The sequence below is a fragment of the Dyadobacter sp. CY323 genome, assembly GCF_021390245.1.
Taxonomy (GTDB): Bacteria; Bacteroidota; Bacteroidia; order Cytophagales; family Spirosomataceae; genus Dyadobacter.
On record NZ_JAJUXH010000019.1, the window covers coordinates 74,351 to 97,402 of the forward strand.

The following is a 23,052-nucleotide window of genomic DNA, read 5'->3' on the forward strand; positions in this document are numbered from 1 at the left end:
CCGGATAGAAATTGCCACCTGACCTGGTTGAGATTCCAGGTTTGCATCGGGTAAAATAATCGCCTTCATATGCGAATGATTTCTGTTTAAATACGGCATTCAGGTGGTTCAATGCCATAGTCTATTAATTATATAGACAAAGTAAATTTATTGATCCGTAATTACCAAATAAGAAGTTCGGAATTTTTGGAAAAGAAGTTTTGGCTTGAAAAAAAGAAAGCCCCCAACCGGGTGATTGGAGGCTTATATAAACCGTTCTGTCGAACGGGAAAGGTGTGTGTTAGGCTTTCTCTTGCGAATGACCATGCAGGGAAAGGTAGAGCCAAATGCCCCAAGTGGTCATTGCGATAAGGATAATTGCGCCGAAAGCAGCGGCCATCGCAGTAATGTTGGATGATAAAAAGAGATTTTTCATGGCTATTGAGTATGTTATTTTAATGTTTAAGAAGACTTTGACTGAGAGAGTAATGGCTGCAATGACAAAGAAACGAGTCCAATTAAATCTTTTTTGAGCTGTCCATCCGATTACTGCTTTCAGGTAGATCGAGAACGTTGCGAATTTTTCGTGGCTTAACATTTTGTTCTTTTTGTGTGATTGATAATTCAAAAATGCCCAAAATTCAGGAACAAACATTTTGAACTTTTTAAACGGCAGAAATGGCTGGAAAATCGGCGGATGTGAGTTGATTTCCCACAATTCACCCGCCGTTCTTGTCAGTTGATGAAACGAAAGACGCAGTCTGTAACCGGGGAGATTTCGGTCGTGGCGACTGGTTAATATTTTTGAGCTATCAAACCATCTAAAAGAGCATAGCCATGAAAAATGCATTCAATTTCAAACACATTTTTACATTACTTATTCTGCTGCTTGTAGCAAGCGCGTGCCATGAGGATGACGAAACGCCCGCACCGGCTGCCGACCTGGCAACAAGCGTTTCGGGAAGGTATGTTTTCTCTGAGCTTTCCTTCCAGGGTAAAACCGTCCCGGCGATCGAAAGTGACCTGGAAGGAGATATCCGGATCAAGAAAAATACCGCGAATACGATCGATGTCTCGCTGGACATTACCTCGAAGTCTTCCGGGGCCGACTTTATGGTCTATGACGTAACCGATATCGACATTTCGGACGAATCGGGTACGATCGACCTGGTTTACGAAGGAGAAAGAGTCGCACAGATCAAAGGCAAAAAGATCATCGTCAATGGAACCGACGAAGCCGGAGTTGATTTCAAGCTTACCGCGACGCGATAAAGGTTTTGTGGGTTGGTATTTGACCGGGGAAGTTTCCACCCCGGTCTTTGCTTTTAACTGATAATAATGTCGGCAGCTGTCAGCATTATTTCAAAATTTGCTGTTGTGGCGCCGTCAACAATCTGACCGAATTCCTTTCTAATTACGGAATGATCTTTTTTAATGGCTATCGCCTCAAAAGAGCCATTTTCAACATGTAAAATATTTTCTAAGAAATAGCTCAGCTGAAATGGCTTGTTGGCTAAGAAGGTTTTCTCGTCATCATTTCTGCTCCATGTATTGAAAATCAGAGAATCGAAACACACATAAACTCCGTTCTGCAATTCCCTTATATAAATTCTGATTTCCCGAAAGGTGTCATTTTCTTCCGTACAAACGCTGAAAGTAATCAATTCCGGTTCTGTAGCAACGATGTCGTTTGTAAAGTGAGGCAAGATGTCATGAATCATAAGGGTGATGTTTGCGTTTAAAAAAGCGTCATATTTCCTCTACTAAAATCCCATTGGTCGTTAGGACAATCCTAAAATCTTCATGTGTCTTTCCTGCTGTAATCCGGCCGAAATCTGTCCGGACGAGCGAAAAGTCTTTCCTAACTGCAACCGCTTCAAATGAGCCATTCTGAATTTCTATTAGACTATCGGCAAAAAAGGCCAACCCATAGCCTCTGCCTTTCGGAAACGTTTCTTCCGTCCCATTCCAGTTTATAGCGTTGAAGATGGTAGAGTCAAAAGGCGTTATGGTTCCGTTCTTCAATTCCTTTCCATAAATACGGATCTCTCTAAACGCGTCATTGTCCTGGCTGTAGACATTGAAAGTAATCATGCTGGGCTGCGGATCCCAATCCTTCATTGATTCTAAAAAATCGCAGGAATTAAAGATTAATATGAGTGTCAAACAGATTACAAATTTCATGTTGCTTGACCTAGTTTTAATTGATTATTACTTTACGACAATTCCAGCGGAGGTCAGAGTAACTTCGAATTGTGAGTTAGATAGGCCGTTTACAATTTGCCCGAAATCTGTTCTCATGAGATCATTATCCTTTTTGACAGCGACGGCTTCAAAAGAACCACTATTAATGAGGCCAATGCTATCTGCCTCAATCCCCAAAACAAACCTTTCGCCTTGGGGAAAGTGATGTTCTTCCCATCCTTGTTTAATGCATTAAATATGGTGGAATCAGCATTTATAAGAACACCGTCTTTTAGTTCTTTTGAGTAGATACGTATTTCCTTATAAAGATCTCCAACTTGGGCCTCAATGACGAAATCAACAAGATTGGCCTCTTCATCCAGGTAGTCAGGGCCGATTTCAATGCATGAAAGCATGAGTAAGAGCGGTGCCAGAAAGAAAAGTATATTTGGATTTAATTGTTTCATCATTCATCAACTTTAATGCCGGCAGGAGTCAGCGTGATCCTAAAAGCGGGTTTTGCTTTTCCAGCCGTGATTTGCCCGAAGTTTTTTTTGATAAGCGAATCACTTTTTGTTACAGCCACAGCTTCAAATGAGCCATTTTGAATTTCTAAAAGGCTATCGGCAAAAAAAGCTAAGCCAAACGGTTCATTCTTATCAAATGTCTCGTCAGTTCCATCCCTGTTACGTGCATTGAAGATCGTCGAGTCAAACGGGACAAGAATACCGTTTTTCACTTCTTTCCCATAAATGCGAATTTCCTTGAAAGTGTCATTCTCCTGACTATAAATATTGAAGCTGACACGATCGGGTTCAGAATCTCCGAATTCGGGTGAGAGCTTGCAGGATGTTAACAACAGAATTAATAATAGGCTTAGTCTCATGGCTTTGCTTAATTAATGTAATACATCAAATGTTGAAAGTTGCCGGTTCCGGCTCCGTATAGAGCGTCCGACTTTTCTCGCACTTCCTCAGGAGTTGTGATGGTTTTGAAATCGGCATAAATCCGTCGTAGGTCTGGTTCTGAGATTTCCTTTTCCCAACTCAGGTCCGGATACTTTTTAGCGAGTGGTTGTAGAATGGCCAGCATTTCGTCGCCTGTAATAAAATCTTCCCCGGTATTTGTTCTGAGATTGGCCTGCTGATTTTGCTGGTTATAGTATTCCACAAAATCTTCTGTTGATTGATTAAAATATTTCTTCGGGAAAACACGCGAAACTGCCACGGTTTCCCCTCGAAATTCGATAGTGTCTTTTACAACTTGGGCAGATGCAGCCGAGGCCTGCGAGATGTCTGGTTTGTTGCACGAAGACAGGCAACCCAATCCAATCAAAAAGCCAATGCATTTGAAAGTTGTTCTCATAGATTTAGAAAAATTAGGTGACAAATACTCCCAAGTCTACTCTCAAAATAGTTGCGGGTGCTTGCCTAGTGATTTGGCGGTGCGGTAACTGATTTAACGGGGATGGTGCCCGAGCGGGTTAGAATAAAATACTGAAATTTTTACATTTGTGCGGATTCCTTAGAATTTTGTTCTACCTTTGGAATCTAATCTAATATAAAATAATGCAAGAAGGAACAGTTAAATTTTTCAATGAAACTAAAGGTTTTGGTTTCATTTCTCCGTCAAATGGTGGAGACGACATTTTTGTACATTCATCTGGTTTGAATACTAACATCCAGGAAAACGACAATGTCACTTACGAAGTGGAAAATGGTCGGAAAGGACTAAATGCAGTCAACGTGAACTTGATCTGATTTTTTTCATATAGTCATTACGCAAAAAACCTCCCCAAAAGGGAGGTTTTTTTTATGGCCGCTAAGTCAGTCCGATGACTTTCTGCAATGTGTTTTTTAACTCATTGAATGAGTGCGGTTTGCGGAACAGGCATTTTGCCCCCAGTGAAAGTGCCCGGGCGACTTCCGTATCGTGCGCGGAGGTCGAATACATGACGATTGGAATGTGTTTCAGGTGAGGATCATTTTTTAAGGCTTTCAGACAATCCCAGCCATTCATTTTCGGCATATTAATGTCCATGAAAATCAGGTCCGGCAAACTCGTCTTTGTAAGCGTTTGAAGTGCGTCGACCCCATTTTTCGCATGGGTGCAGGTAATGCCCGCATCCAGTTCCAGAAGTGCTTCCAGGAACAATTCAATATCATCGACATCGTCATCAACCAATAAAACCTTTCTCACTGTCATAGCCTGCAGACATTCAGATGATGCTTTTTTGCTGTCTTATCGGTAACGTGATGGTAAAAATCGCCCCTCGGTCCACTTCTCCGGTTGCGGACAAAGATCCATGGTGCCGCTCGACGATTTTCTTACACAGTGCCAGCCCGAGTCCGGTACCGGGATAATCGTCTTTCGAATTGAGCCGCGCAAAAGTAGTGAATATGCGGGACTGGTACTCGTTGTCAAACCCGATCCCATTGTCTTCGATCGTCACCACAATGCCCGGTACCGGCTGTTCAATGAGTTGATGTGTAATCCGGATTTCGGGTACCACACTAGCTTTGGAGAATTTCAGTGCATTATTCAAAATGTTGTAAAACAACTGGTAAATCAACACGCTGTAACCCTCGATCGATGGCAAAGGATCTTTATATAGGATAGCTTTCTTTTCCTGGATAAGTACTTCGAGATCAGATTCAACGTCCAGAATGATTTTGTTCAGGTCAATGCTTTCAACGTGTGGCTGGCTGGCATTCAGTTGTGAGTACTCCAGCACGCTTTCGATCATGGACATAACCCGCGAGGAAGCATTCTGTATCTTCTCAAGATAGCGGATCCCTTTTTCGGGCAGATCGTCTCCCAGTTCTTCCTGGATCCTGTTAGCGAAAATGCGGATCTTTCTGATCGGTTCTTTGAGGTCGTGGCTGGTAACGTGGGCGAATTGCAAAAGATCTTCGTTGGACCTTTGAAGTTCGGTGGTCTGCCCGGCTACCTGTCGGCTGAGCTCGTCGGAAAACTCCTTTTGCTCGGTGATATCAAGCGTGATGCCCACGATTTTGAAAGCCTCTCCCAGCTCATTATACACCGGGTTACCCGATGTCCGGACCCATCTGGTCGAACCGTCGTTTGCTTTTATGCGGTAATCGGCGTGGTACGTCGTGTTGTTCAGAATGGCATTCCTGACCGAACTTTCGTTCATGCTTCGGTCTTCCGCCGGGATCAGTGAAATGAGTTTGCTGAAAGAGAGTTCATCGTCCGCGTTCAATCCAAGCTGCAATTTGCATTGAGGAGTCGCGACGATTTCACCGGTAGACAATATAAATTCGTAGCTGCCTAAATTGCCCGCATCAATGGCGAGCTGCAACCGTTCTGCGACGGTTTCCAACTCTTTTTTTGATGCAACCTGCTGGGTTACATCCTGTAACGTACCGTTGAAACGGTAGGCCGTCTCATCCGGCCCAAACCATGCTTTCCCTTTCGCGCGAACCACGCGTTCTACACCGGTCAATGGGTTTATAATGCTGTATTCAATGTCATAACGGCCGCTGGAACCATATACCAACGAATCCTGAATGGCTTTTTGCACCCGTTCCTGATCGCGTTCTGCCATGACAGCGATGGCATCCGACAAGTCAATTTCGGAACTTGGGGGCAGGCCGAACCATTCTTTTAACCTTTCGTTTCCGGTAAACTTGTTGGTCTGCGGATTGAAATCCCAAACTCCCAATTCGGTCGCTTCGATGGCAAATTCGAACAGATCTTTGCTTTCACTTAAAGCCTCCAGTGTCTGTACCTTGGCGGTCGTTTCGCTGCATGTGACAAATACGGCGCAGGCCTTGCCCGTCTCATCTATAACCGGACTGTAACTGAACGTCCAGTACACGTCTTCCATTTGCCCGTTGCGGTAGATGGGTAGCAGCTGGTCTTCGCTCCATGTTGCTTCACCTCCGCTTAAAACCTGATCGATCATCGGTTTAATGTCCGGCCAGATCTCCGGCCACACTTCCTCGCCGGGCATGCCGAGTGCAGAGGGGTGTTTTCCGTCGTTACCCAAACTCGGTCGGTACGCATCATTGTAAAAGCAGATCAAACGCTTGCCCCAGAAAAGGAACATGGGAAATTTGGAATGCAGAATGATGCTCAACGAGGTTTTCAGGCTTTGTGGCCAGCTGTCAACGGGGCCAATCGGCGATGTAGCCCAATTGTACGACCGGATGATCTCGCCCATTTCGCCGCCACCTGCTGTGAGTTTGGCTAATGCCGGATTAATGTATTTCGAGGAGGAACTCATGCAAGAGTTAGCTGCTTACTGAATGATGAATGTTCCCGAAATATAACAGAATAGGAACTAATTCGTAAGCCATTTTCACTCATTTGCCAATGCATCCACGGGATTGCCCGTTGCAGCTTTATAAGTTCTGGTGCTAATGATCACTCCCCCAAGTATTAATAATACCCCAAAACATAATCCCAGCGTTTCGAAACCAATGGACACGTGGTAGGCAAAACTGAACAGAAATGCGTAACCGGCCATATATCCGAGCGGAAGTGCGATAGTGGCGGCAATCGTCAGCAGCTTTACGAAATCGTGTGACAAAAGCCAAATGATCTGCGCCACTTCGGCCCCCATCACTTTGCGGATACCCACTTCTTTAATGCGTGTTTGAGTGGTATAGGTCACCATTCCGAGCAAGCCGAGGCAGGCTATTGAAAAGGAAATGGCGAGCAGTAATCCCATAAACCGGATGTCTTCCATGTGGGCGTGGCGCTCGTACAGGAAGTCGTCAAACCATTTTCCGTCGAAAGGTTCGTAAGGTTTCAATTTGGCCCAGGCCGTTTTAATTTCGGTTAAAACCGTGTTTTCCGAACCTGCCGCGACAGCTACCTGCAAATAACGTAATCCTGGTGTCTGTTGCCGCAAAACGAGCGGCATGATCTCCCAGTTGAAACTGGTGAACCGAAAATCCTTTACAACCCCGGCGATCTGAACCTCGGTACTGTCATTCACCCACAAGGCTTTCCCAACCGCAGACCGACTATTGCCTAAATTGAATTTCCTTACCGCCTCTTCATTGATTAATACCAGGTTTCCCGAGGCTGATCCATGGGGTAAATCGTTGCCGGCGACCAGTGACAAACCAAGTGTTGGAATGAAGTCAGGAGCGATGTCGAATGTAAAAGACATAACGGGATTAGGATCGTCTCTTTTAGCTTTGATCCGCTCCGTAGCACCGTGATGGCCAAATGGTTCCGATATCCCGGAAACATGTTCAACCCCTGCCAGCTTGGTGATTTCGTTGGCGAGTCGCTCGTATGGAATGCTGTTCAATGGAATGTTCAGTACATTTTTGCTTCGAAACCCGTAATCGCCCGTGGCCATGTAATTTTGCTGGCGCATCATGGTCACCAATGCGATCATCGCGATCATGGAAATGCTGAATTGTAACACGATCAGCGTTTTCCGTAATGAGATCCCACGGATCACTTTCAGTCCATTTTGACTTCTAAGCACCTCCGCAGGTTGAAATCCGGAGAGGACTTTTGCTGGAAGCAAACCGGCGAGTAATCCGGTAATGATACTGAATGAGACAAAAGCAACTCCTAACTTCCAGTCCCACACAACGCCGCCAATGAGCCATTGCTGTACAAATGCCATTGGTTTTACCAGTTCGAGCATGATGTAGCCAAGTCCCAGTGCGAGCAGTGAAAGTATCACAGACTCTGCCATGAACTGTCCCAATAGTTGCCAGCGCAATGCGCCTGACGTTTTACGGATACCCACCTCCCTGGCGCGGCTCATGGAACGCGCCAGTGTAAGATTTATGTAATTGAAAGCCGCCATTAATAAGGTAACCAACCCGACTCCCATTTCAGCCAGTAAGCCGCTGATCTGGGGCTCCCAGGTACTGTTCACCAATTCTTCCAGAGACGCGGAAATTTTTGTAAGGCCCTGTGAACGAAACTGATATTCTTTGATGTCATCCAGTTTCAAACCTGCTGTCTGGCGGTTTGCAATCGCCGGTAACACTTTTTCAAGCTGAACCTCCGCGGTCCCGGGCTTTAAAAGAACATACGTATAGGCGGTGGAAAATTCCCTCCAGTTTTTACCGGCGCCGAACCGGGACATTTTGTCGGACGGCAATGTAAATAAGATGTCGAAACGCAAATGGGAGCGGAGCGTGGTGTCGGCGATAACGCCAGTAACGACCGAAGGTTCAATACCATCCTGTTCCAGTACCTGACCAATCGGGTTCATTTTGCCAAACAGCTTTTCGGCCGTTTTCTGCGTAATCACGGCTGTGGCAGGCGTATTGGCATTTTGTCCCGACACAACTGGAAAATCGAACAGATCATAAAACGATGGGTCGACGACAAAGGTCATAAAATTCAGCCGTTTCGTATTTCCCAACACCTCTCCATAGGTACGGACGATTCGTGCGGAATTTTCTACAAAACCATAATCTTTTTTCAATGTTTCCGCCAGAGGCAATGGTGACGTCGCGAATGCGGCCTTATCATGATTTTTTGTAACCACATCAGTCAGAATGCGGTGGATGCGGTCGCGCTTTTTATGAAAATTGTCGTAATCGAATGCTCCTTTGATATGCGCAATGGCCAGAAAACACACCATTAATCCCGAAGCCAGACCGAAAATATTGATCAACGAAAAGAGCCGGTGTTTCCAGATATTCCTGATCGCGATCTTGAAGTAGTTTTGTAACATAGAAATGAGTTTGTCCAAACTGTGTTTTTGAAATTTAAAACTTTATACCAGCAAACAAAAGATGCATCTTGGCTCATTCAGGCCGATTTGCAGGATTGTGAATGTACGATTTTGAACGGGGATGTTCGGTTTGGGATAACAGGGGGATGTAAATGTAGAATGTGAGATGTGAGAGGTGAGATGTAAAATGTGAGATGTGAGGGGTGAGATGTGAGATGTGAGAGGTGAGAGGTGAGAGGTGAGAGGTGAGATGTGAGGTGGGGGGCTTTTAATATTTATAATATGGGGGAAATGTATCTGCCTTTTTTGCCGGAAATATTGCGGCGGCATCTGATCTTCACGTCTATCCAAATCCGGCAACAAATACCGTGTTTGCAACCAGCGATGAAGCCATTACCGGACCTAAAAAATGGCAGCATGGAAAACCGTAGACGGGTTATCCGATAAAATGCGGGCTTGGCTGCTCAACCTCCCTTTTTCGGGAGAGATGTAATTTCTTCAACCAGTTGTTTCTTAATCGCTTCTTTATTTATCCTGAAATCTTCCGCTGTTCTTTTCAGATCAGGTTGTTCTTCGGAGTAAGATTTCGCCCTCAGCCAATAGGAGCAGAAATAATCGAATAGAATTTCGAGATTCGGTTCGGTATCAAGGTAAATCGGATTCACGACGTCTGATAGCAGCCTTCTTGTATAGTAAATCCCATACCTTAATTTAATTTTTCCCCGGTCATTTACATTTAAAAAAATGTACATGTGTTTGTTATGCGTTTCCCAGGGTAAGTACTCAACTTTACAATTCACATCGGGATAACTTTTGGCACCCTTTTGCTCGGGATCAGCCTTACTTCTATCTATCCGATAGTCAGCAAGAATTGTCCATACAACCGATTTGCGCTTTGCCAGAAGATCGTAATAAAATGGATCATTTAATATCTCACCACTTTCCGAAATCGATAGGACGATATTCCAGTTCGTTTCAACAAACTTACTCCTGAATTTCCAGAGCCACCTTGTATCTGAATAGAGAAGGTTTCGGCGGGATAATTGAGTAAATGGTGATAAATAATACTCTCTTATGTCGGAATTGACAATGCAAAGTTTGTTTTGCGAAACCTTGGTAAACAGCTCTCTGAAATAAGGTGTGTTCACTGAAAACCGCGTTGCTTTTGCAAGAGATTTTGTTAATTCCTCGATGTTAACCTCGCTATCCAGGGATGGTTTCATGTTTTCGGTCAGCACGTACGTGTCTTTCATGACTTCCATGTAAGTTTCAACATCATCGAAGTGATTTATGAATTCCGCCAAACTGAGTACCCTGGGATGTCCTTTTGATTGCTCATAAAAAAGGCTGATGTATTTTTTTAGCCGGCTCTCCTTAAATTGATTGATGTGTACGAGACCTTTGGATTTAGCCAGTACAATTGCTATTTCTACGTAAATCCGTTTTTCAAGGAAGTCGAGTAATCTTTTTTTATTATCGGTATAATTGGGATCTTCTTTTTTTAATAGTGACTTAATGGGCGTGGCGTTTGTTTTATGAAATAAGGAAGCAATGATCTCATGCCTCTCAATTCCTTTTAAATATTTATCCCTGAATTCTGATTTAAAACAGTTGGTCGCTAATTCCCAGAGTTTTTTAAATAAATCACCGAGTGGAGTTTTATCTGTCTGAAAATAGACGGGGCTAATCAGCGAACTGTTTTGCTGAAAAAAGGTATTGTCCAGATATTCCGTTTCTTCTTTACTGTCAAAAATATAGTATGAGAATTTGTCTTTGTTTTCAAGTGCGGCATTTTTGAGAATGCTGTGCAGATCTACATCCTTAAAAGAGTAACCAACCGCAATGATATTCTTGGAAATTTCGGTACCTCGTTCGTGATTGCGTGACAATAAATCAGCAATAAGGGATTTGATCGAGATGTTTCCTTCATTATATTGGTTGTACGTGAATTTTAGACTTCCGGCGTGACTGACCGTTCCATGAGGCTTAATATAAATGGGCAGAGCCAGCTTATATTCCATGTACAAGTCATTAAAGTCATCGGGGCAATGTCCATTCAGCAATATTTTATAATATTCCCCCGCACCCATTTCGTCATCGATGACATTATCCAGTATTTCATCGAAATTGAAATTAATGATAACATCTATCAGCCGGTGTTTAAACATATGTCCGACAATCTCATAGAATTGGCTGGTAACATGCTTATAACCCAGCTGCTGACGGAGTTCCGCCCGAAGACTCGGGCCGCCGATCACTTTTTCAAGTTCCCTTAATTTTGCTTCGAAACTGTCAGTAACTGCTCCGGGATAATTGTTCTTAATATCGTCCTCAATTTTTTGAAGACTAATTTTGAAAGCAGGATTATCCTTGCCGTGATGGTCATAAAGCGATTCGACAACACCCCAGGCGGTGGGTATACTCTCATTTGCATTACGTGTTGCACCGGCTCCTACTATAAGAATATTTCTAACACGCCGTGATTCGTTAGTCCCCTGCAGCGTGGACGGATCAAGTAGCAGATCTATTGCACTTTTTAATTCATTTTCCTCCGTTGCAATATCGACCATATTAAAGGCGAGGTCTCTTGCCAGCGTGTTTAAATGCGATATATTTTGACAGTTTGCAAGCGGATCTGATGCTGAGGACGTCATTAAAGTAAATTTCGCGGATGGGGATGTTACGTGTTCTAGCAGCAATAAGATAAAAAAAGTTGATTTTTACCATAAGCTATGCGTAACATTAGACTCTTTCCGCAATTATCACCCCCGCCGCTCGCCAACCTGCTGGCGCCACATTGAATAGTATAGTCCTTTTTGCTCGATCAATTCATCGTGTGAGCCTGATTCTGAGACTTTTCCTTTTTCCAATACATATATGACGTCGGCGTGCATGACGGTGGATAGCCGGTGTGCGATCAGGATTGTCATTTGCCTTCTGTCGCTGGATATGGACCGGATGGTTGCCGTGATTTCTTCTTCTGTGAGTGAATCCAGGGCGGAGGTTGCTTCATCGAAAATCAAAAGCTGGGGGTCTCTCAACAATGCACGGGCAATGGATAAACGTTGTTTTTCCCCGCCGGACAACTTCATCCCGTTTTCTCCGAGTATGGTGTTCAAACCGTTTGATGCTTTTGCGACCAGTTTTGTGGCGGACGCCTTTCGCAAAGCTTCATTCATCTCCTCGTCGGTCGCGGCGGGTTTTACAAGCAAAAGGTTATCCCGAATACTGCCTGCATAAAGCTGCGTGTCCTGGGTTACAAAGCCGATTTGCCTTCTCAATGGATTGTATCGGATGGTTGTGGACGCAATTTCATTGAAATAAATTTCTCCGCTGACCGGTGTGTAAAGTCCGACCAGCAATTTCACTAAAGTAGATTTTCCCGAACCCGACGGTCCTACAAATGCAATCGTCTGGCCAAGTTTTACTTCGAAGGAAATCGCGTCAATCGCATTATAACCTGCTGTTTTGTGCCGGAAAACGACGTTTTGGAAACGGAGGTTTTCGAGTTTCCCCAGTTCGATGGAGTTTTCAGGACGTTTTTCCACCGGTTTTTGCATTAACAGATCGAAGGTTTTTAGCGATGCGTCGGCCTCCCGGTACAGAATGATCATATTACCCAATTCCTGCAATGGGGTGAAGATAGCCGTGGAAATGAACTGCATTGCGATGAGCTCGCCGGTACTCAGCACTTTCCGGAATATCAGCCAGAGCAAAATAAAAAGGATCGACTGTTTGAGCAGGTTGAGCATATTACCCTGCAAAAAAGCCAGCACACTTACTTTTCGGGCTTTTTGCATTTCCAGCTCGAAGATGCTCAATGTTAGCGTATTAAGCCTCCGGATCTCCGCGAATGTGAGTCCCAGACTTTTGACAAGCTCAATATTGCGCAGACTTTCCGTGATGACGCCAGCCTGCCGGTCCGTTTGCCGGTTAATGGATTTCTGAATGCCTTTGATCCGTTTCGAAACCAGTCCGGTCAATGCACCAAGAAGAAGTACGCCGATGAAAAAAACAGGTACCAGAAGCCAGTTGCGGTTGACACTGTACCAGATCAGAAATCCAACCCCGACGAGCGAAGTGAAAAGTACATTGATAAAAGAGTTTATAAACCGCTCGGCGTCTGTTTTTACTTTTTGCAAAACAGAAAGTGTGGTGCCGCTGCGGCTTTCCTCAAATTCCTGGAACGAAAGCCTCAGGGTTTGTTTCAGGCCGTCATTAAAGATATTCATTCCAAAACGGGCCACTGCTTTTCGTGTAATATAATCCTGTCCTGCTTTGCACAGCCTCGCCACTGCCGCAATTCCCAGTGCAAGCAAAAGCCATTTGGTAACACCTCTTATCAGTTCATTTTCAGGAAGTTGTTGCTTGTTCGTGCCATATTGATCGATGATCTTGCCAAAAATAACCGGGTCGATCAGCGTCAGAAGTTGGGCGGCCCCGGCTAATAGTAATGCGAGAAAAACAAGTTTGTAATGGGGTTTGAGATACTTCAAAAGTAGTTGCATATCGGCATGGGTAGGGAAATGCTTCTTGTGAATAAAATTGTACCAAGTTTCTCCCCTAAATCTGTTCGCGGTTCTCCCCCTAAATCCCCTGAAGGGGACTTTTACATTTTCTTATATAAAACGTCTCTCCTTTAAGGGTAGGGGGGCCTTTTAAAACAGACGTCTCCCCTAAATCCCCTCAAGGGGACTTTTGCGTTTTCTTATGTAAAAACGTCTCCCCTTCATGAGTCGGGGGGGCCTTCTAAAACAGACGTCTCCCCCTTAGGGGTCGGGGGGCCTTGAAAAACAGAGGTCTCCCCTAAATCCCCTCAAGGGGACTTTTGCGTTTCTTATGTAAAAACGTCTCCCCTTTAGGGGTCGGGGGCCCTTTGAAAACAGACGTCTCCCCTTCAAGAGGCGGGGGCCCTTTGAAAACAAACGTCTCCCCTTTAAGGGTCGGGGGCCTTGAAAAACAAACGTCTCCCCTTCATGAGTCGGGGGCCCTTGAAAAACAGACGTCTCCCTTTAAGGGTCGGGGGTACTTGGCCAAATGGTACAATTTTTTCAGCCCACCGAAACCTGATTTCAACATACTTCAAACCAAACCACCACCTCCACATGATTGTCAATTACAAAGAAGAAGGCTGGTCTATTGTTTTGCAGCGTTCTCATGGATTGCTTGCGGGGCAGATTTGCGGACATTGGAAAAAAAGTGATCAGCCGGTCCGGTGGGTCGAAACCTTGATTGCAACTACGGAGCATGATGATGTGAGTAACGAGCTGGAAGGTACAGATCTGCTGAATGAGAACGGCGGCCCAAAGAATTTTAAAACCGCTCAGTTTAATGCGACTGATTGCGACAATTTACTGGCAAAGGCTACCGAAAAAGGGATGTATGTCGCATTATTAATCTCCCGGCATATCCAGTTTCTTTACCAGCAGGAACCCCGGGCAGATGCATATTGTATGACATTGAAGCAAAAGGAAAAACAATGGATCAAACAGGCGGAAACGAGTCCGGAGCAGGTATCGGCAAGTTATGAGTTGCTTGAATTTTGTGATGCGATGTCGTTACTCATTTGCCAGAATATGGTGCAGCCCGAGCATCGTAGAATGGAGATCAGTACGGGTCCCGATGGTACGCATTACGAACTCCGGGAAGGTGAAGATCAAAGACTCATCGTTTCTCCGTGGCCATTTGAAGTAGATTCGTTTACCATTAATTACGAAACACGGAACCTCAGCCAACTCTCATTTAAAAGTAATGCAGAATTCACTAAGTTGCTGAAATCGGCCGACGTGCAGCTCCTGTCCCGACAGATATCCCGTAAATAGAAAAGAGACTGCCCGGTTTGAAGCGGACAGTCTCTTTCTTTTTTTATTTAACCAATATTAATAACCCGGGTTCTGAGGCGCCAGGTTTGGATTGATCTGCAATTCCGTTCTCGGGATCGGCATCAGGTAGTCGCGGGCTGCATTGAAAGTCGGGTGTGGTTCCAGCGAATTCGGTCCTTTGAAAACGATATCCCCCAATTTTCTGCGCTGAATGTCGTACCAGCGTTTGTATTCAAATGCAAGTTCGAGCCTCCTTTCTTCCAGGATCAGATCGATAAATGCCTGTTTCGTTAAACCAGTTGGCACATTTGCAGGGAAAGTGGTGACAGTTCCTGCCCAATTCCTTGCTCTTGCACGCACTTCGTTTACATAACCGATTGCCTCAGCGGTTGGTCCATTTACTTCGGCGGATGCTTCGGCCGCCACCAGCAGGATCTCCGCATAACGCATTGCTGCATAGTTGTGATCGGAATAACGTCCCTCTGCATTTGAACTTCCCGCAAAACGCGCATACTTCGCAATGTGAGGTCTCGGCGTATTCGGGAACTGATTGTAGCGGGTTAGTTTGCCGCCGATCAGGATCGCCGTATCCATACTTACCACTTTTCTGTAGTCGCGTGCATCCCAGGTATCGTACACTTTTTGAGACGGAACAACCACACTCCAGCCGCTTCTAGGTGCATCGCCGCCACGGACACCCGTCATGGGAGCCATAATGTCGTCATTGGCACCGCCTGCGCCGGATTGAAGTCCAAGGAAGTCGATCGCGAAAATATGTTCTTTCAGATTGTTGGCCTGAGGTGCGCGGAACAAAGTCTGAAAGTCAGCTTCCAGCCCGTAGCCAAACTTGTCTTTATTATCAATCACATATTTCGCTTCGGCATACGCTTTGGCGTAATCCTGCAACGTAAGATGAGCGACCGACAAATAAGAAGCCGCAGTACCCTTCGTCGGGCGGCTTCTTACATCAGCGGGCTGCTTGTCCGGCAACCATTGTTTTGCAAATTCAAGATCCGCGATCACAGCTGCGTAAACGGTTGCCGCCGGGGTGCGGCCGAGCTGTTTTACAGACTCAGGATTGGTTATGAAAAAGTCGATATAAGGCACATCACCGAAAACCCGTACCAGATGGAAGTAAGCAAATGCCCTCACAAACCTGGCTTCTGCAATCAGCGGATTGATCTCAGCCTCAGGTAATCCCAGCTGATTGGCGCCTGCGATAGCCGCATTGGTCGCGCTGATCACCTGATACCAGTATGGCCAGAACTGATTGACCATATTGTTATTATCGTCCATATTGAAATCGTTCATCTGTTGCCGTTCCGCGGGAGTACCACGGTCACCGATGTCGGACATATCGTCGCGAAGCATGAGCGCAGAAACAAATTGCCGGCCATATAACCGTTCCGAGGCGATCCAGCCATACGCTCCAAAAATGGCGGTTTCAACATCTTTTGCCGATTTGAACATGGCTTCCGGCGCCAGCAAACCCACCGGTTTTTCTGTCAGGTCCGCGCAGCTTAGCAGCAATGCGGGAAGCAGAAAAATAAAGCATCTTTTAATATGTATATTCATTGTCTTCTTTTTTAATGCAATTGTGAATATTAGAAACCAATGTTGAGGCCTACTGTGTAGGATTTTGCATTCGGGTAGCTGGCATAGTCCAGACCAAGGTTACGGTTGCCTTCTGTGTCACCCTCCGACGAATAATTCACCTCCGGATCATATCCTTTATACTTCGTGAATGTCAGGATGTTCTGCGCGCTCACATAGATGCGAAGCTTGTTCAAATGCAGTTTTTCCAGGGCAGGGCGGGGCAGGTTGTATCCCAATGCAAGATTTTTCAGACGAATGAAACTTCCGTCGTAGATCCAGCGCGTGGAAACCCGGCGCGTGCGTCCCACAGCCGCTTTCGGCACATTGGTATTTGTGTTTTCCGGTGTCCAGCGGTTCAGCGCCTCGGTAGTTGCGTTGTTGATTCCCGACAGCAGGTTCAGCTCCATTAAGGTGTAGCTCAGCAGATCATTACCCTGAGAAGCCTGGAAAAATGCATTGAGATCAAACCCTTTGTAACTGAAATCATTGTTAAGTCCCCAGGTGAATTTCGGGTGCGGGTTGCCGATAATCGTACGGTCGTCGCTGTTGAGCATGCCGTCAGGTTCGCCGGTGAGCTTTCCGCTGGCGTCTTTTTTACCATTGATATCCCTGTATTTTTCGCCACCTGCGGTAACCTCAAATCCGCCGCCCGGAATGAAATTGTCGTTTTGCTGATACACACCGTCATAAAGCCAGCCGTAAAAGCTTCCCACGGGTTGACCTTCACGAAGTACCTGCGTTTGTCCCAAACCTACCATATGCCCCGGAGCCGAGTTGTAGAAAATGTCGGTACCATTCGGCAGTTCCAACACCTTGTTCCGGTTAATGGAGAAATTCAGGTCGGTGCTCCATTTAAACTCCCCCGTCAGGTTCCTCGTGTTCAATGTGATTTCAAAGCCTTTGTTTTCAACCGATCCGATATTTTGCAGCTGGTCGGTATACCCCGAATATTGAGGAAGCGGCACACTGAAAAGCAGATCGTTGGTCACCCTTCTGTAGTAATCCAAAACCAGGTTCAGGCGGTTGTTGAAAAGGCTTACGTCCATTCCGATGTCAAATTGCTTGGTGGTTTCCCAGGTAAGGTCTTCGTTGGCTACCGTAGTCGGGCGTACCGCATTCACTGCCAGTCCGTTGATGACGGTGTACACATTAGAGAAACGTGCCATGGTCTGATACGGTCCGATTGCCTGGTTTCCTGTCAACCCGTAGCTTGCGCGCCATTTCCACTGGCTGATCGCATGCATATTCTGCATAAATGGCTCGCTCGACATTTTCCACGCAAATGCACCGGATGGGAATGTTGCCCACTTATGGTTTTTGCTGAAATTGGACGAACCGTCGCGACGGATGTTCGCAGTAAACAAGTAACGGTCCGCCAGCGAATAAGTCACCCGGCCGTAAACCGAAGCAAGCTGCCATTCAGTGAGGCCCGACTCCGGTGCCTGCCACACAGATGATCCGCCCAGGTTCCAGAACGAAACCGCGTCAGTGATAAAGTTCTGGCCCGTTCCGCCCCATCTCTCACTCGACGAAGTCTGGTAAGAATATCCCGCCATAACGGACAGGTCGCTGTTTGTGCCGATCTTTTTATTGTATATCAAATAGTTCTCATTCAGCAGCAATGTACTTTTTGTACCTATCACCGAAGCCCGGCCGCCAATGTTACGTCCGTCGTTTAATGTACTCGGCAGGTAGGTTCCGGCACGGCCGCTGTTTGTGGTTGCACCTAATGTAACCCGCAATTTCAGATCGTCCCAAAAACTGTATTCTGCAAAAAGGTTACCCTGAATGCGATCCGTAAGTGACTGGTTTTCGAGTTGTGTCGCAATCGCATAGGGGTTGTCGAGCGGGTCGTTCAGTCGGGCTACCGTAAATCGCCCATTTGCGTCCCTGATTGGCTGGTCCGGTTCAAATTTGAATGCCGAAGCTACAACTCCCGGTGTCAGTCCTGACGAACCTTCCTGCGTTTTGGACTGATCCCTCGATACGCGCTGCGCAAAAAGATTCAGACCGAATTTGAGGTTTTTGGAAGCCTGAATGTCGATATTACTGGTCACCGAAAACCGGTTATAACCCGAATTGATGATGATGCCCTTATGATCATAAAGTGCGCCGGAAACGTAGTATTTCACCGCGTCATTACCTCCTGCCAAAGACAGCTGATAATTTTGAATGCCGCCTTTTCTGAAAATCTGGTCCTGCCAGTCAGTATTCCCGCCGGCTGAAACGATGTTTGGCCGCGCTTCCTGCACGTAGTCCAGAAACTGATCAGCATTCAGCAGATCGAGCCGGTTAATCTCTTCCTGAGAAGAAAAGGAGCTGTTGAATTCGATTCTTGGTTTCCCTGAAACACCTTTTTTGGTAGTGACCATAATCACCCCATTTGCTCCACGTGAACCGTAAATGGCTGTTGCAGACGCATCTTTCAGAATTTCAATGGAAGCAATATCCTCCGGCGGGGGCATTGCGCCACCGACAAAACCATCCACTACGTAAATGGGATCACTGCTCGCATTGATCGAACTTGCACCTCTGATCCTCACTTTGAAAGTTGAGCCCGGCTCACCATTGTTCGCCTGGATCTGGACACCGGCAGCACGTCCCTGCAAAGCCTGAACCGTACCTAATGCAGGATAAGCCGTAATTTCTTCGGCCTTAATGGAAGATACCGAACCGGTAACATCGCTTTTCTTCACAGATCCGTAACCTACCACGACCACTTCTTCAAGCGACTTGTTGTCGGTTTTCAGATTTACATTGAGCGTGGTTTGATTACCAACAACCGTTTCAAAAGAAACATAACCTACGAAACTGAAAACCAGCGTCGCATTCGCATCGGGCACCTGGATCGAATAGTTACCATCGACGTCCGACGAAGTTCCTACCTGAGTTCCTTTTAGGAGCACATTTACCCCGGGAAGAGGCTCCGATGTTTGCGCATCAATGATTTTTCCCCGGATACTGATCTCCGCAGTAGAAGCCTGGCCTAACTGTTCCGGTTCAGACACCTGGCCGGTTTCGCGCGGTTTCTCCATTGGTTTAACCACGATATTTTTTCCTTTCACCTCATATATAAGTCCTTGTGGCGTCAATACGCCATTTAGAACTTCCGCGAGCGGCATGTCCTCGGCTGTGTATGAAACTTTCCGTCCCGCCTGGATCAGCTTCGAGCTGAATACGAAACGGACGTCTGCCTGCTGCTCTATTTTTTGCAGAACCTGCCGGATCTCAACGCCGTTTACGTGCACGGTGACTTTTCTGCTTAAGAGTTCCTGGGCGCTCGACGCGTATACCGGGGAACCGCCTGCAAAACAGAATGTTAGCGCAATTTGTACTAGACACATTCGCATGACGAGCAGCAAATGATGCCGGTTATAAACCGTTTTTTTCATTGTTGGAAATTAATTAAGGTAAGTTTTTGGAATGTTGTTTACATGGCCGCGCAGCCCTTGCCGGTCACTACGATCCGACCATCTATGACCTGATAGCTGGCACCCACGGCATTGCATACCAGGTCCAGTTTTTCATAGAGCGACAGATCTGACAACCGGGCGGTGACGGGACAATCTTTCATACTGTTTTCATCGAAAATGATCTCTATACCATAGGCTTTTTGTAGGGTTTTTAAAATTTCTGAAATGGGGAAATCGTCGAAATCGAGGTTTTGACCCGTAGTTCCCGCGATAATGGGTTCTGGATTCGGTACCAGTGTTTTGGTCATCTTCGCGGTTCTCCGCGCCACGGTGATCTGCTGGTTCGGCTCGATCAGCATACCCGAAAGTTCAGTCCCGGAAGCTAGTTCCTCCGGCTGCTCCGCCTCTCTCGTAAATACGGATACCCGGCCGGTTTTTACGGCTACCGAAACCTCCTGCTCATGGGTGAAAGAACGCACCTGAAAACGGGTACCTAGTACCTTGGTCACCACCTCATCTGCGTACACATAAAAGGGACGTTCAGGGTTTTTTGTAATGTCAAAAAACGCGCTGCCCGACAAGTAAACTTCTCTTTTTGAATCCAAAAACCGGGTTGGGTAACTCATCTTGCTGCCGGGATCAAGTGTGACCGAACTTCCGTCACTCAATGAAACAGTCATGGGTTTGTTACCTGTATTGCGTACTTCGTGAAGCTGCACCGTGGCCATGGAAATCAGCCGGTCGTAGTTGATCGTTTTGCGTGCATTGTAATTGATAAAAAGCCAGGCTGCCCCAAAGAGCAGAACAAGGGACGCCGCCGCCATCCAGCGCGACCTTAATGAAAACAGCTTGTGCGTCCGGCTCTCATCATTCACGGCATAAGCATCAAATCGTCCCATGATCTTACCGATTGCCTCGTTTTTTTCCGGAACGGGCAGATCGACCCCGGCCGGTCCGAGTGCACCGACGAGCTCACGCGCCTGCAGGATCAGGTTTGCCTTTTCAGGATTTTCTTCGAGCCATTGCTCCCAAACCAGGTGATCTTCCCGCGTCGGCCGGAGTACCCAGTTGCGGAATGCGTCGTCCCAGAAAAAATCTTCTACCGAGAAATGATGATAACTTTTCATGTCTTAATGCACCTTTCAAACACCATTAGACACGGGGTGGCAACGGATACTGCATTTTTCTGACTTTTTTTATCAAAAAAATATTAGGCCTAAAAAAAGAATGGTAGCAGGGAAATAACCGGTTTCCATTGTGTTTTCAGCCATTTAAAAGCTTCCTGCAAAAGATTGGAAACTGATTGCGGCTGGATCTTCATCATGAATGCGATCTCGTCGCGGTCGAGGTCCTGGAAAAACCGGAGGTACAGTACTTCTTTTTGCCTTTTTGGCAACTCGTTTATCAGAGACGCCATTTGGTCGGCGACACTGCGCGTACTTTCCGACTGGATCAGATGATACTCCGCACTGAACTCAAAGGCGAAGGTGGCGGCGTTTGTGAATGGATCTTCGGGCAGGAACCATTTCTGCCGCTGACCAAGCCGGTGCAGCCTGCGCCGTAGCGATGCCAGTAAATAAGGTTTCGGGGGAATGTCTTTGTTAAGTGTATTTCTCTTTTCAAGTATTTCAAGAAAAACATCCTGAATGCTGTCTTTGATCAACTCGGTATCCTTTGAAAACTTATGGCCATATTGAAACATGAGGTCGTAGGTCTTTTCCAGAAGTCTTTGAAAAGAGTCGCGGTCGCCATTCAGCGCCAGGTGCCAAAGCTGCTTAATCTCACTTTCCTGCAAGTCAACGGTAGAATATCTCATCAGGGTTCCCATTTCACGTTCAGCCGGAGGCTAACTATCCAAAGACAGCAAACGTACAAAAAGTACCCTGAATTGTTCCATTCGTTTTAAATGGAAAAATTCAGGAAGATTTGCCGGAAACGGTATTAACATTGTGGCATGCTTTTACTGCGTAACAAGTTTTAATCAACTATGCGGGGCATACCCGCGCATTAAACCATCAGCATGAGCCAGTTTGAAATAAAGATTTTGTCATTTGAACATATTCAGGAATTACCCGGATCCTGGACCAATGTGGATTACGTAAACCTGCTGAATGCAATGGATTATGATAACCCCGGAGAAATAAAGGATGCCGAACTGAAAGAAATGTGCATGATGTCCCTGACCGACTATGAGCCGGACGAATCTGCGCGCATTGTTCTGGACTATGTGATCGATGGCCGGCTGACCGAGGGCCAGATCGAGAATCTTTCGCATGAGATCACCACCGAAAAATTATGGGAAGAATACCCGGAATTGTCATTGCACCCCGATTTCTTCCGCGCTACGCAATTGCTTTACCAAGCATATAACGGGAAATTCCCCCGCGGCGAGGCAGTCCATTTCCAGGTTGAGATCACCGGCGACATTTCTGTTTTTGATCAAAACCCTGAGTCAGCACTTGTGCGGATCCTGGCCGCCGGTATGTCGGATCGCAGCCTGATCAATCGTCTTTTTTCCGGTCAGCTGGAAGGGGCGCCATTCAAGGAAGCAAAAGACATACTTTGGAAAATGGACAAAGTTTCGTCCGAAGGCAATTCGGTAACGTTCGATATTGTGAGTTCAGCTTACTGGCTGGATGAGATCAAATATGCAGATACATATCAGGCCGAAGCGACAGCCGATGCGGCCGATGCGGACACGGATGAAGAGTAGGGATTAAAAGTAAAAAGGCCGGTTCATGGCCTTTTTTGCGTTAATCGATTTTCAGGTGCCTTTCATCGATTATTTTCTGCCGTGCAATCCCTGCCGTCCTACTTTTGATTCGTTCCTCTGAGTCGGGGAGCGAATCAAACTGAAAACAATCACTTACTTCAAAACTTGAAATCATGTTAGCAATCACCACGGTCAGGTTCATTATCGCATTAAGTTTGTTGGTCACACTGTCGTCCGCATGTTCGAAAGATAGTACGGATGTAAACCCGGATGAGACTGAAAAGGCAGGGACTTTTAAAGTAGACGGCGTGGCTTCCAAAGGTAAAACCGAGATTCAGACATTCGTAAATGGGAATTACTCGATTATTTGCCAGCAGGATGAGCCTTTCAAATTGCTTCAGGTGACTTTTCATAGCAAAGCCGAAGCGGAAAAAGGCGGTAGTTTCAAGGTAGGGGACTCCTCACTGAATGTTAGTGCAGGTGAAGTCGAAGTAGGCGTAGACGGTCTGACATTTGATCCCGATGGCAAATACGTGGTCAGCGTGACAGGTAATAAAATTGTGATGACGAACATTAAACTGGTCCAAACCGGGGGAGGTTCTAAAAAAGCGACCATCAACGAATGTGCAGTCGACTTCTGACGAATTCGGGCGAATCATTTTT

At 46.1% G+C, this 23,052-nt stretch carries 20 protein-coding genes; 5 read left to right on the top strand and 15 right to left on the bottom strand.

What is annotated here, in order from left to right:
• Positions 1-280 precede the first annotated feature (280 nt).
• Positions 281-829 carry a hypothetical protein gene (locus tag LZG72_RS22715; RefSeq protein WP_233877422.1) on the bottom strand — a complete coding sequence of 183 codons (549 nt, stop codon included), beginning with the start codon at positions 827-829 and terminating at the stop codon, positions 281-283.
• On the opposite strand from LZG72_RS22715, the gene LZG72_RS22720 reads away from it, so the two are divergent.
• Complete coding sequence (locus LZG72_RS22720) at positions 817-1,251, top strand: hypothetical protein (protein ID WP_233877423.1); 435 nt, start codon at positions 817-819, stop codon at positions 1,249-1,251. The genes LZG72_RS22715 and LZG72_RS22720 overlap by 13 nt on opposite strands.
• Before the next feature lie 53 nt (positions 1,252-1,304).
• Here LZG72_RS22720 and LZG72_RS22725 read toward each other — a convergent pair whose 3' ends face one another.
• The 5 genes from LZG72_RS22725 to LZG72_RS22745 all read right to left on the bottom strand — a co-directional run bounded on the left by LZG72_RS22725 (position 1,305) and on the right by LZG72_RS22745 (position 3,528).
• The gene (locus LZG72_RS22725; protein WP_233877424.1) at positions 1,305-1,700 is read right to left on the bottom strand and encodes a hypothetical protein; all 396 of its coding nucleotides are present in this window, start codon (positions 1,698-1,700) and stop codon (positions 1,305-1,307) included.
• 28 nt (positions 1,701-1,728) lie between these two features.
• The gene (locus LZG72_RS22730) at positions 1,729-2,163 is read right to left on the bottom strand and encodes a hypothetical protein (RefSeq protein WP_233877425.1); all 435 of its coding nucleotides are present in this window, start codon (positions 2,161-2,163) and stop codon (positions 1,729-1,731) included.
• A 113-nt stretch (positions 2,164-2,276) separates the two neighbouring features.
• A complete protein-coding gene (locus LZG72_RS22735) occupies positions 2,277-2,633 on the bottom strand; it encodes a hypothetical protein (RefSeq protein ID WP_233877426.1) in 357 nt (118 codons plus the stop codon).
• The gene (locus LZG72_RS22740; protein ID WP_233877427.1) at positions 2,630-3,049 is read right to left on the bottom strand and encodes a hypothetical protein; all 420 of its coding nucleotides are present in this window, start codon (positions 3,047-3,049) and stop codon (positions 2,630-2,632) included. The genes LZG72_RS22735 and LZG72_RS22740 overlap by 4 nt, the downstream gene beginning before the upstream one ends.
• An 8-nt stretch (positions 3,050-3,057) precedes the next feature.
• Positions 3,058-3,528, bottom strand: a complete 471-nt coding sequence (locus LZG72_RS22745) for a hypothetical protein (protein ID WP_233877428.1) — start codon at positions 3,526-3,528, stop codon at positions 3,058-3,060.
• Positions 3,529-3,731: 203 nt separating this feature from the next.
• On the opposite strand from LZG72_RS22745, the gene LZG72_RS22750 reads away from it, so the two are divergent.
• Entirely contained in the window at positions 3,732-3,923 is a 192-nt protein-coding gene (locus LZG72_RS22750; RefSeq protein ID WP_233877429.1) for a cold-shock protein, read from the top strand.
• A 61-nt stretch (positions 3,924-3,984) separates the two neighbouring features.
• On the opposite strand, the gene LZG72_RS22755 is transcribed toward LZG72_RS22750, so the two are convergent.
• The 5 genes from LZG72_RS22755 to LZG72_RS22775 all read right to left on the bottom strand — a co-directional run bounded on the left by LZG72_RS22755 (position 3,985) and on the right by LZG72_RS22775 (position 13,353).
• Positions 3,985-4,368, bottom strand: a complete 384-nt coding sequence (locus tag LZG72_RS22755; RefSeq protein ID WP_233877430.1) for a response regulator — start codon at positions 4,366-4,368, stop codon at positions 3,985-3,987.
• 13 nt (positions 4,369-4,381) lie between these two features.
• The gene (locus LZG72_RS22760; RefSeq protein ID WP_233877431.1) at positions 4,382-6,412 is read right to left on the bottom strand and encodes an ATP-binding protein; all 2,031 of its coding nucleotides are present in this window, start codon (positions 6,410-6,412) and stop codon (positions 4,382-4,384) included.
• Between the two features lie 75 nt (positions 6,413-6,487).
• A complete protein-coding gene (locus LZG72_RS22765) occupies positions 6,488-8,845 on the bottom strand; it encodes an ABC transporter permease (RefSeq protein ID WP_233877432.1) in 2,358 nt (785 codons plus the stop codon).
• A gap of 464 nt (positions 8,846-9,309) precedes the next feature.
• On the bottom strand, positions 9,310-11,499 hold the full coding sequence (locus LZG72_RS22770; protein ID WP_233877433.1) for an SIR2 family protein: 2,190 nt from the start codon (positions 11,497-11,499) through the stop codon (positions 9,310-9,312).
• Positions 11,500-11,607: 108 nt separating this feature from the next.
• The gene (locus LZG72_RS22775) at positions 11,608-13,353 is read right to left on the bottom strand and encodes an ABC transporter ATP-binding protein (protein WP_233877434.1); all 1,746 of its coding nucleotides are present in this window, start codon (positions 13,351-13,353) and stop codon (positions 11,608-11,610) included.
• Positions 13,354-13,950: 597 nt separating this feature from the next.
• Between LZG72_RS22775 and LZG72_RS22780 the strand changes: the two genes are divergently transcribed.
• A complete protein-coding gene (locus LZG72_RS22780; protein WP_233877435.1) occupies positions 13,951-14,667 on the top strand; it encodes a DUF3891 family protein in 717 nt (238 codons plus the stop codon).
• Positions 14,668-14,724: 57 nt separating this feature from the next.
• Here LZG72_RS22780 and LZG72_RS22785 read toward each other — a convergent pair whose 3' ends face one another.
• The 4 genes from LZG72_RS22785 to LZG72_RS22800 all read right to left on the bottom strand — a co-directional run bounded on the left by LZG72_RS22785 (position 14,725) and on the right by LZG72_RS22800 (position 21,492).
• Entirely contained in the window at positions 14,725-16,242 is a 1,518-nt protein-coding gene (locus LZG72_RS22785) for a RagB/SusD family nutrient uptake outer membrane protein (RefSeq protein ID WP_233877436.1), read from the bottom strand.
• A 29-nt stretch (positions 16,243-16,271) separates the two neighbouring features.
• Positions 16,272-19,655 (bottom strand): TonB-dependent receptor, encoded by a 3,384-nt coding sequence (locus LZG72_RS22790; protein WP_233877437.1) that lies wholly within the window; start codon positions 19,653-19,655, stop codon positions 16,272-16,274.
• Between the two features lie 38 nt (positions 19,656-19,693).
• The gene (locus tag LZG72_RS22795; protein ID WP_233877438.1) at positions 19,694-20,803 is read right to left on the bottom strand and encodes a FecR family protein; all 1,110 of its coding nucleotides are present in this window, start codon (positions 20,801-20,803) and stop codon (positions 19,694-19,696) included.
• Between the two features lie 89 nt (positions 20,804-20,892).
• Positions 20,893-21,492: an RNA polymerase sigma factor gene (locus tag LZG72_RS22800; RefSeq protein ID WP_233877439.1), complete on the bottom strand. Its 600-nt coding sequence runs from the start codon at positions 21,490-21,492 to the stop codon at positions 20,893-20,895.
• A gap of 204 nt (positions 21,493-21,696) precedes the next feature.
• Here LZG72_RS22800 and LZG72_RS22805 point away from each other — a divergent pair, with 204 nt between their 5' ends.
• Positions 21,697-22,389 (top strand): hypothetical protein, encoded by a 693-nt coding sequence (locus LZG72_RS22805; protein WP_233877440.1) that lies wholly within the window; start codon positions 21,697-21,699, stop codon positions 22,387-22,389.
• Positions 22,390-22,562: 173 nt separating this feature from the next.
• On the top strand, positions 22,563-23,030 hold the full coding sequence (locus tag LZG72_RS22810; protein ID WP_233877441.1) for a hypothetical protein: 468 nt from the start codon (positions 22,563-22,565) through the stop codon (positions 23,028-23,030).
• Positions 23,031-23,052 lie beyond the last annotated feature (22 nt).

Bases quoted from the DNA above. Each gene is read 5' to 3' on its own strand.
- LZG72_RS22810 (WP_233877441.1), top strand. From the start codon at position 22,563: ATGTTAGCAATCACCACGGTCAGGTTCATTATCGCATTAAGTTTGTTG.
- LZG72_RS22750 (WP_233877429.1), top strand. From the start codon at position 3,732: ATGCAAGAAGGAACAGTTAAATTTTTCAATGAAACTAAAGGTTTTGGT.
- LZG72_RS22805 (WP_233877440.1), top strand. From the start codon at position 21,697: ATGAGCCAGTTTGAAATAAAGATTTTGTCATTTGAACATATTCAGGAA.
- LZG72_RS22730 (WP_233877425.1), bottom strand. From the start codon at position 2,163: ATGAAATTTGTAATCTGTTTGACACTCATATTAATCTTTAATTCCTGC.
- LZG72_RS22795 (WP_233877438.1), bottom strand. From the start codon at position 20,803: ATGAAAAGTTATCATCATTTCTCGGTAGAAGATTTTTTCTGGGACGAC.
- LZG72_RS22720 (WP_233877423.1), top strand. From the start codon at position 817: ATGAAAAATGCATTCAATTTCAAACACATTTTTACATTACTTATTCTG.
- LZG72_RS22800 (WP_233877439.1), bottom strand. From the start codon at position 21,492: ATGAGATATTCTACCGTTGACTTGCAGGAAAGTGAGATTAAGCAGCTT.
- LZG72_RS22725 (WP_233877424.1), bottom strand. From the start codon at position 1,700: ATGATTCATGACATCTTGCCTCACTTTACAAACGACATCGTTGCTACA.
- LZG72_RS22770 (WP_233877433.1), bottom strand. From the start codon at position 11,499: ATGACGTCCTCAGCATCAGATCCGCTTGCAAACTGTCAAAATATATCG.
- LZG72_RS22755 (WP_233877430.1), bottom strand. From the start codon at position 4,368: ATGACAGTGAGAAAGGTTTTATTGGTTGATGACGATGTCGATGATATT.
- LZG72_RS22765 (WP_233877432.1), bottom strand. From the start codon at position 8,845: ATGTTACAAAACTACTTCAAGATCGCGATCAGGAATATCTGGAAACAC.
- LZG72_RS22745 (WP_233877428.1), bottom strand. From the start codon at position 3,528: ATGAGAACAACTTTCAAATGCATTGGCTTTTTGATTGGATTGGGTTGC.
- LZG72_RS22740 (WP_233877427.1), bottom strand. From the start codon at position 3,049: ATGAGACTAAGCCTATTATTAATTCTGTTGTTAACATCCTGCAAGCTC.
- LZG72_RS22790 (WP_233877437.1), bottom strand. From the start codon at position 19,655: ATGAAAAAAACGGTTTATAACCGGCATCATTTGCTGCTCGTCATGCGA.
- LZG72_RS22780 (WP_233877435.1), top strand. From the start codon at position 13,951: ATGATTGTCAATTACAAAGAAGAAGGCTGGTCTATTGTTTTGCAGCGT.
- LZG72_RS22715 (WP_233877422.1), bottom strand. From the start codon at position 829: ATGCATTTTTCATGGCTATGCTCTTTTAGATGGTTTGATAGCTCAAAA.
- LZG72_RS22785 (WP_233877436.1), bottom strand. From the start codon at position 16,242: ATGAATATACATATTAAAAGATGCTTTATTTTTCTGCTTCCCGCATTG.
- LZG72_RS22760 (WP_233877431.1), bottom strand. From the start codon at position 6,412: ATGAGTTCCTCCTCGAAATACATTAATCCGGCATTAGCCAAACTCACA.
- LZG72_RS22735 (WP_233877426.1), bottom strand. From the start codon at position 2,633: ATGATGAAACAATTAAATCCAAATATACTTTTCTTTCTGGCACCGCTC.
- LZG72_RS22775 (WP_233877434.1), bottom strand. From the start codon at position 13,353: ATGCAACTACTTTTGAAGTATCTCAAACCCCATTACAAACTTGTTTTT.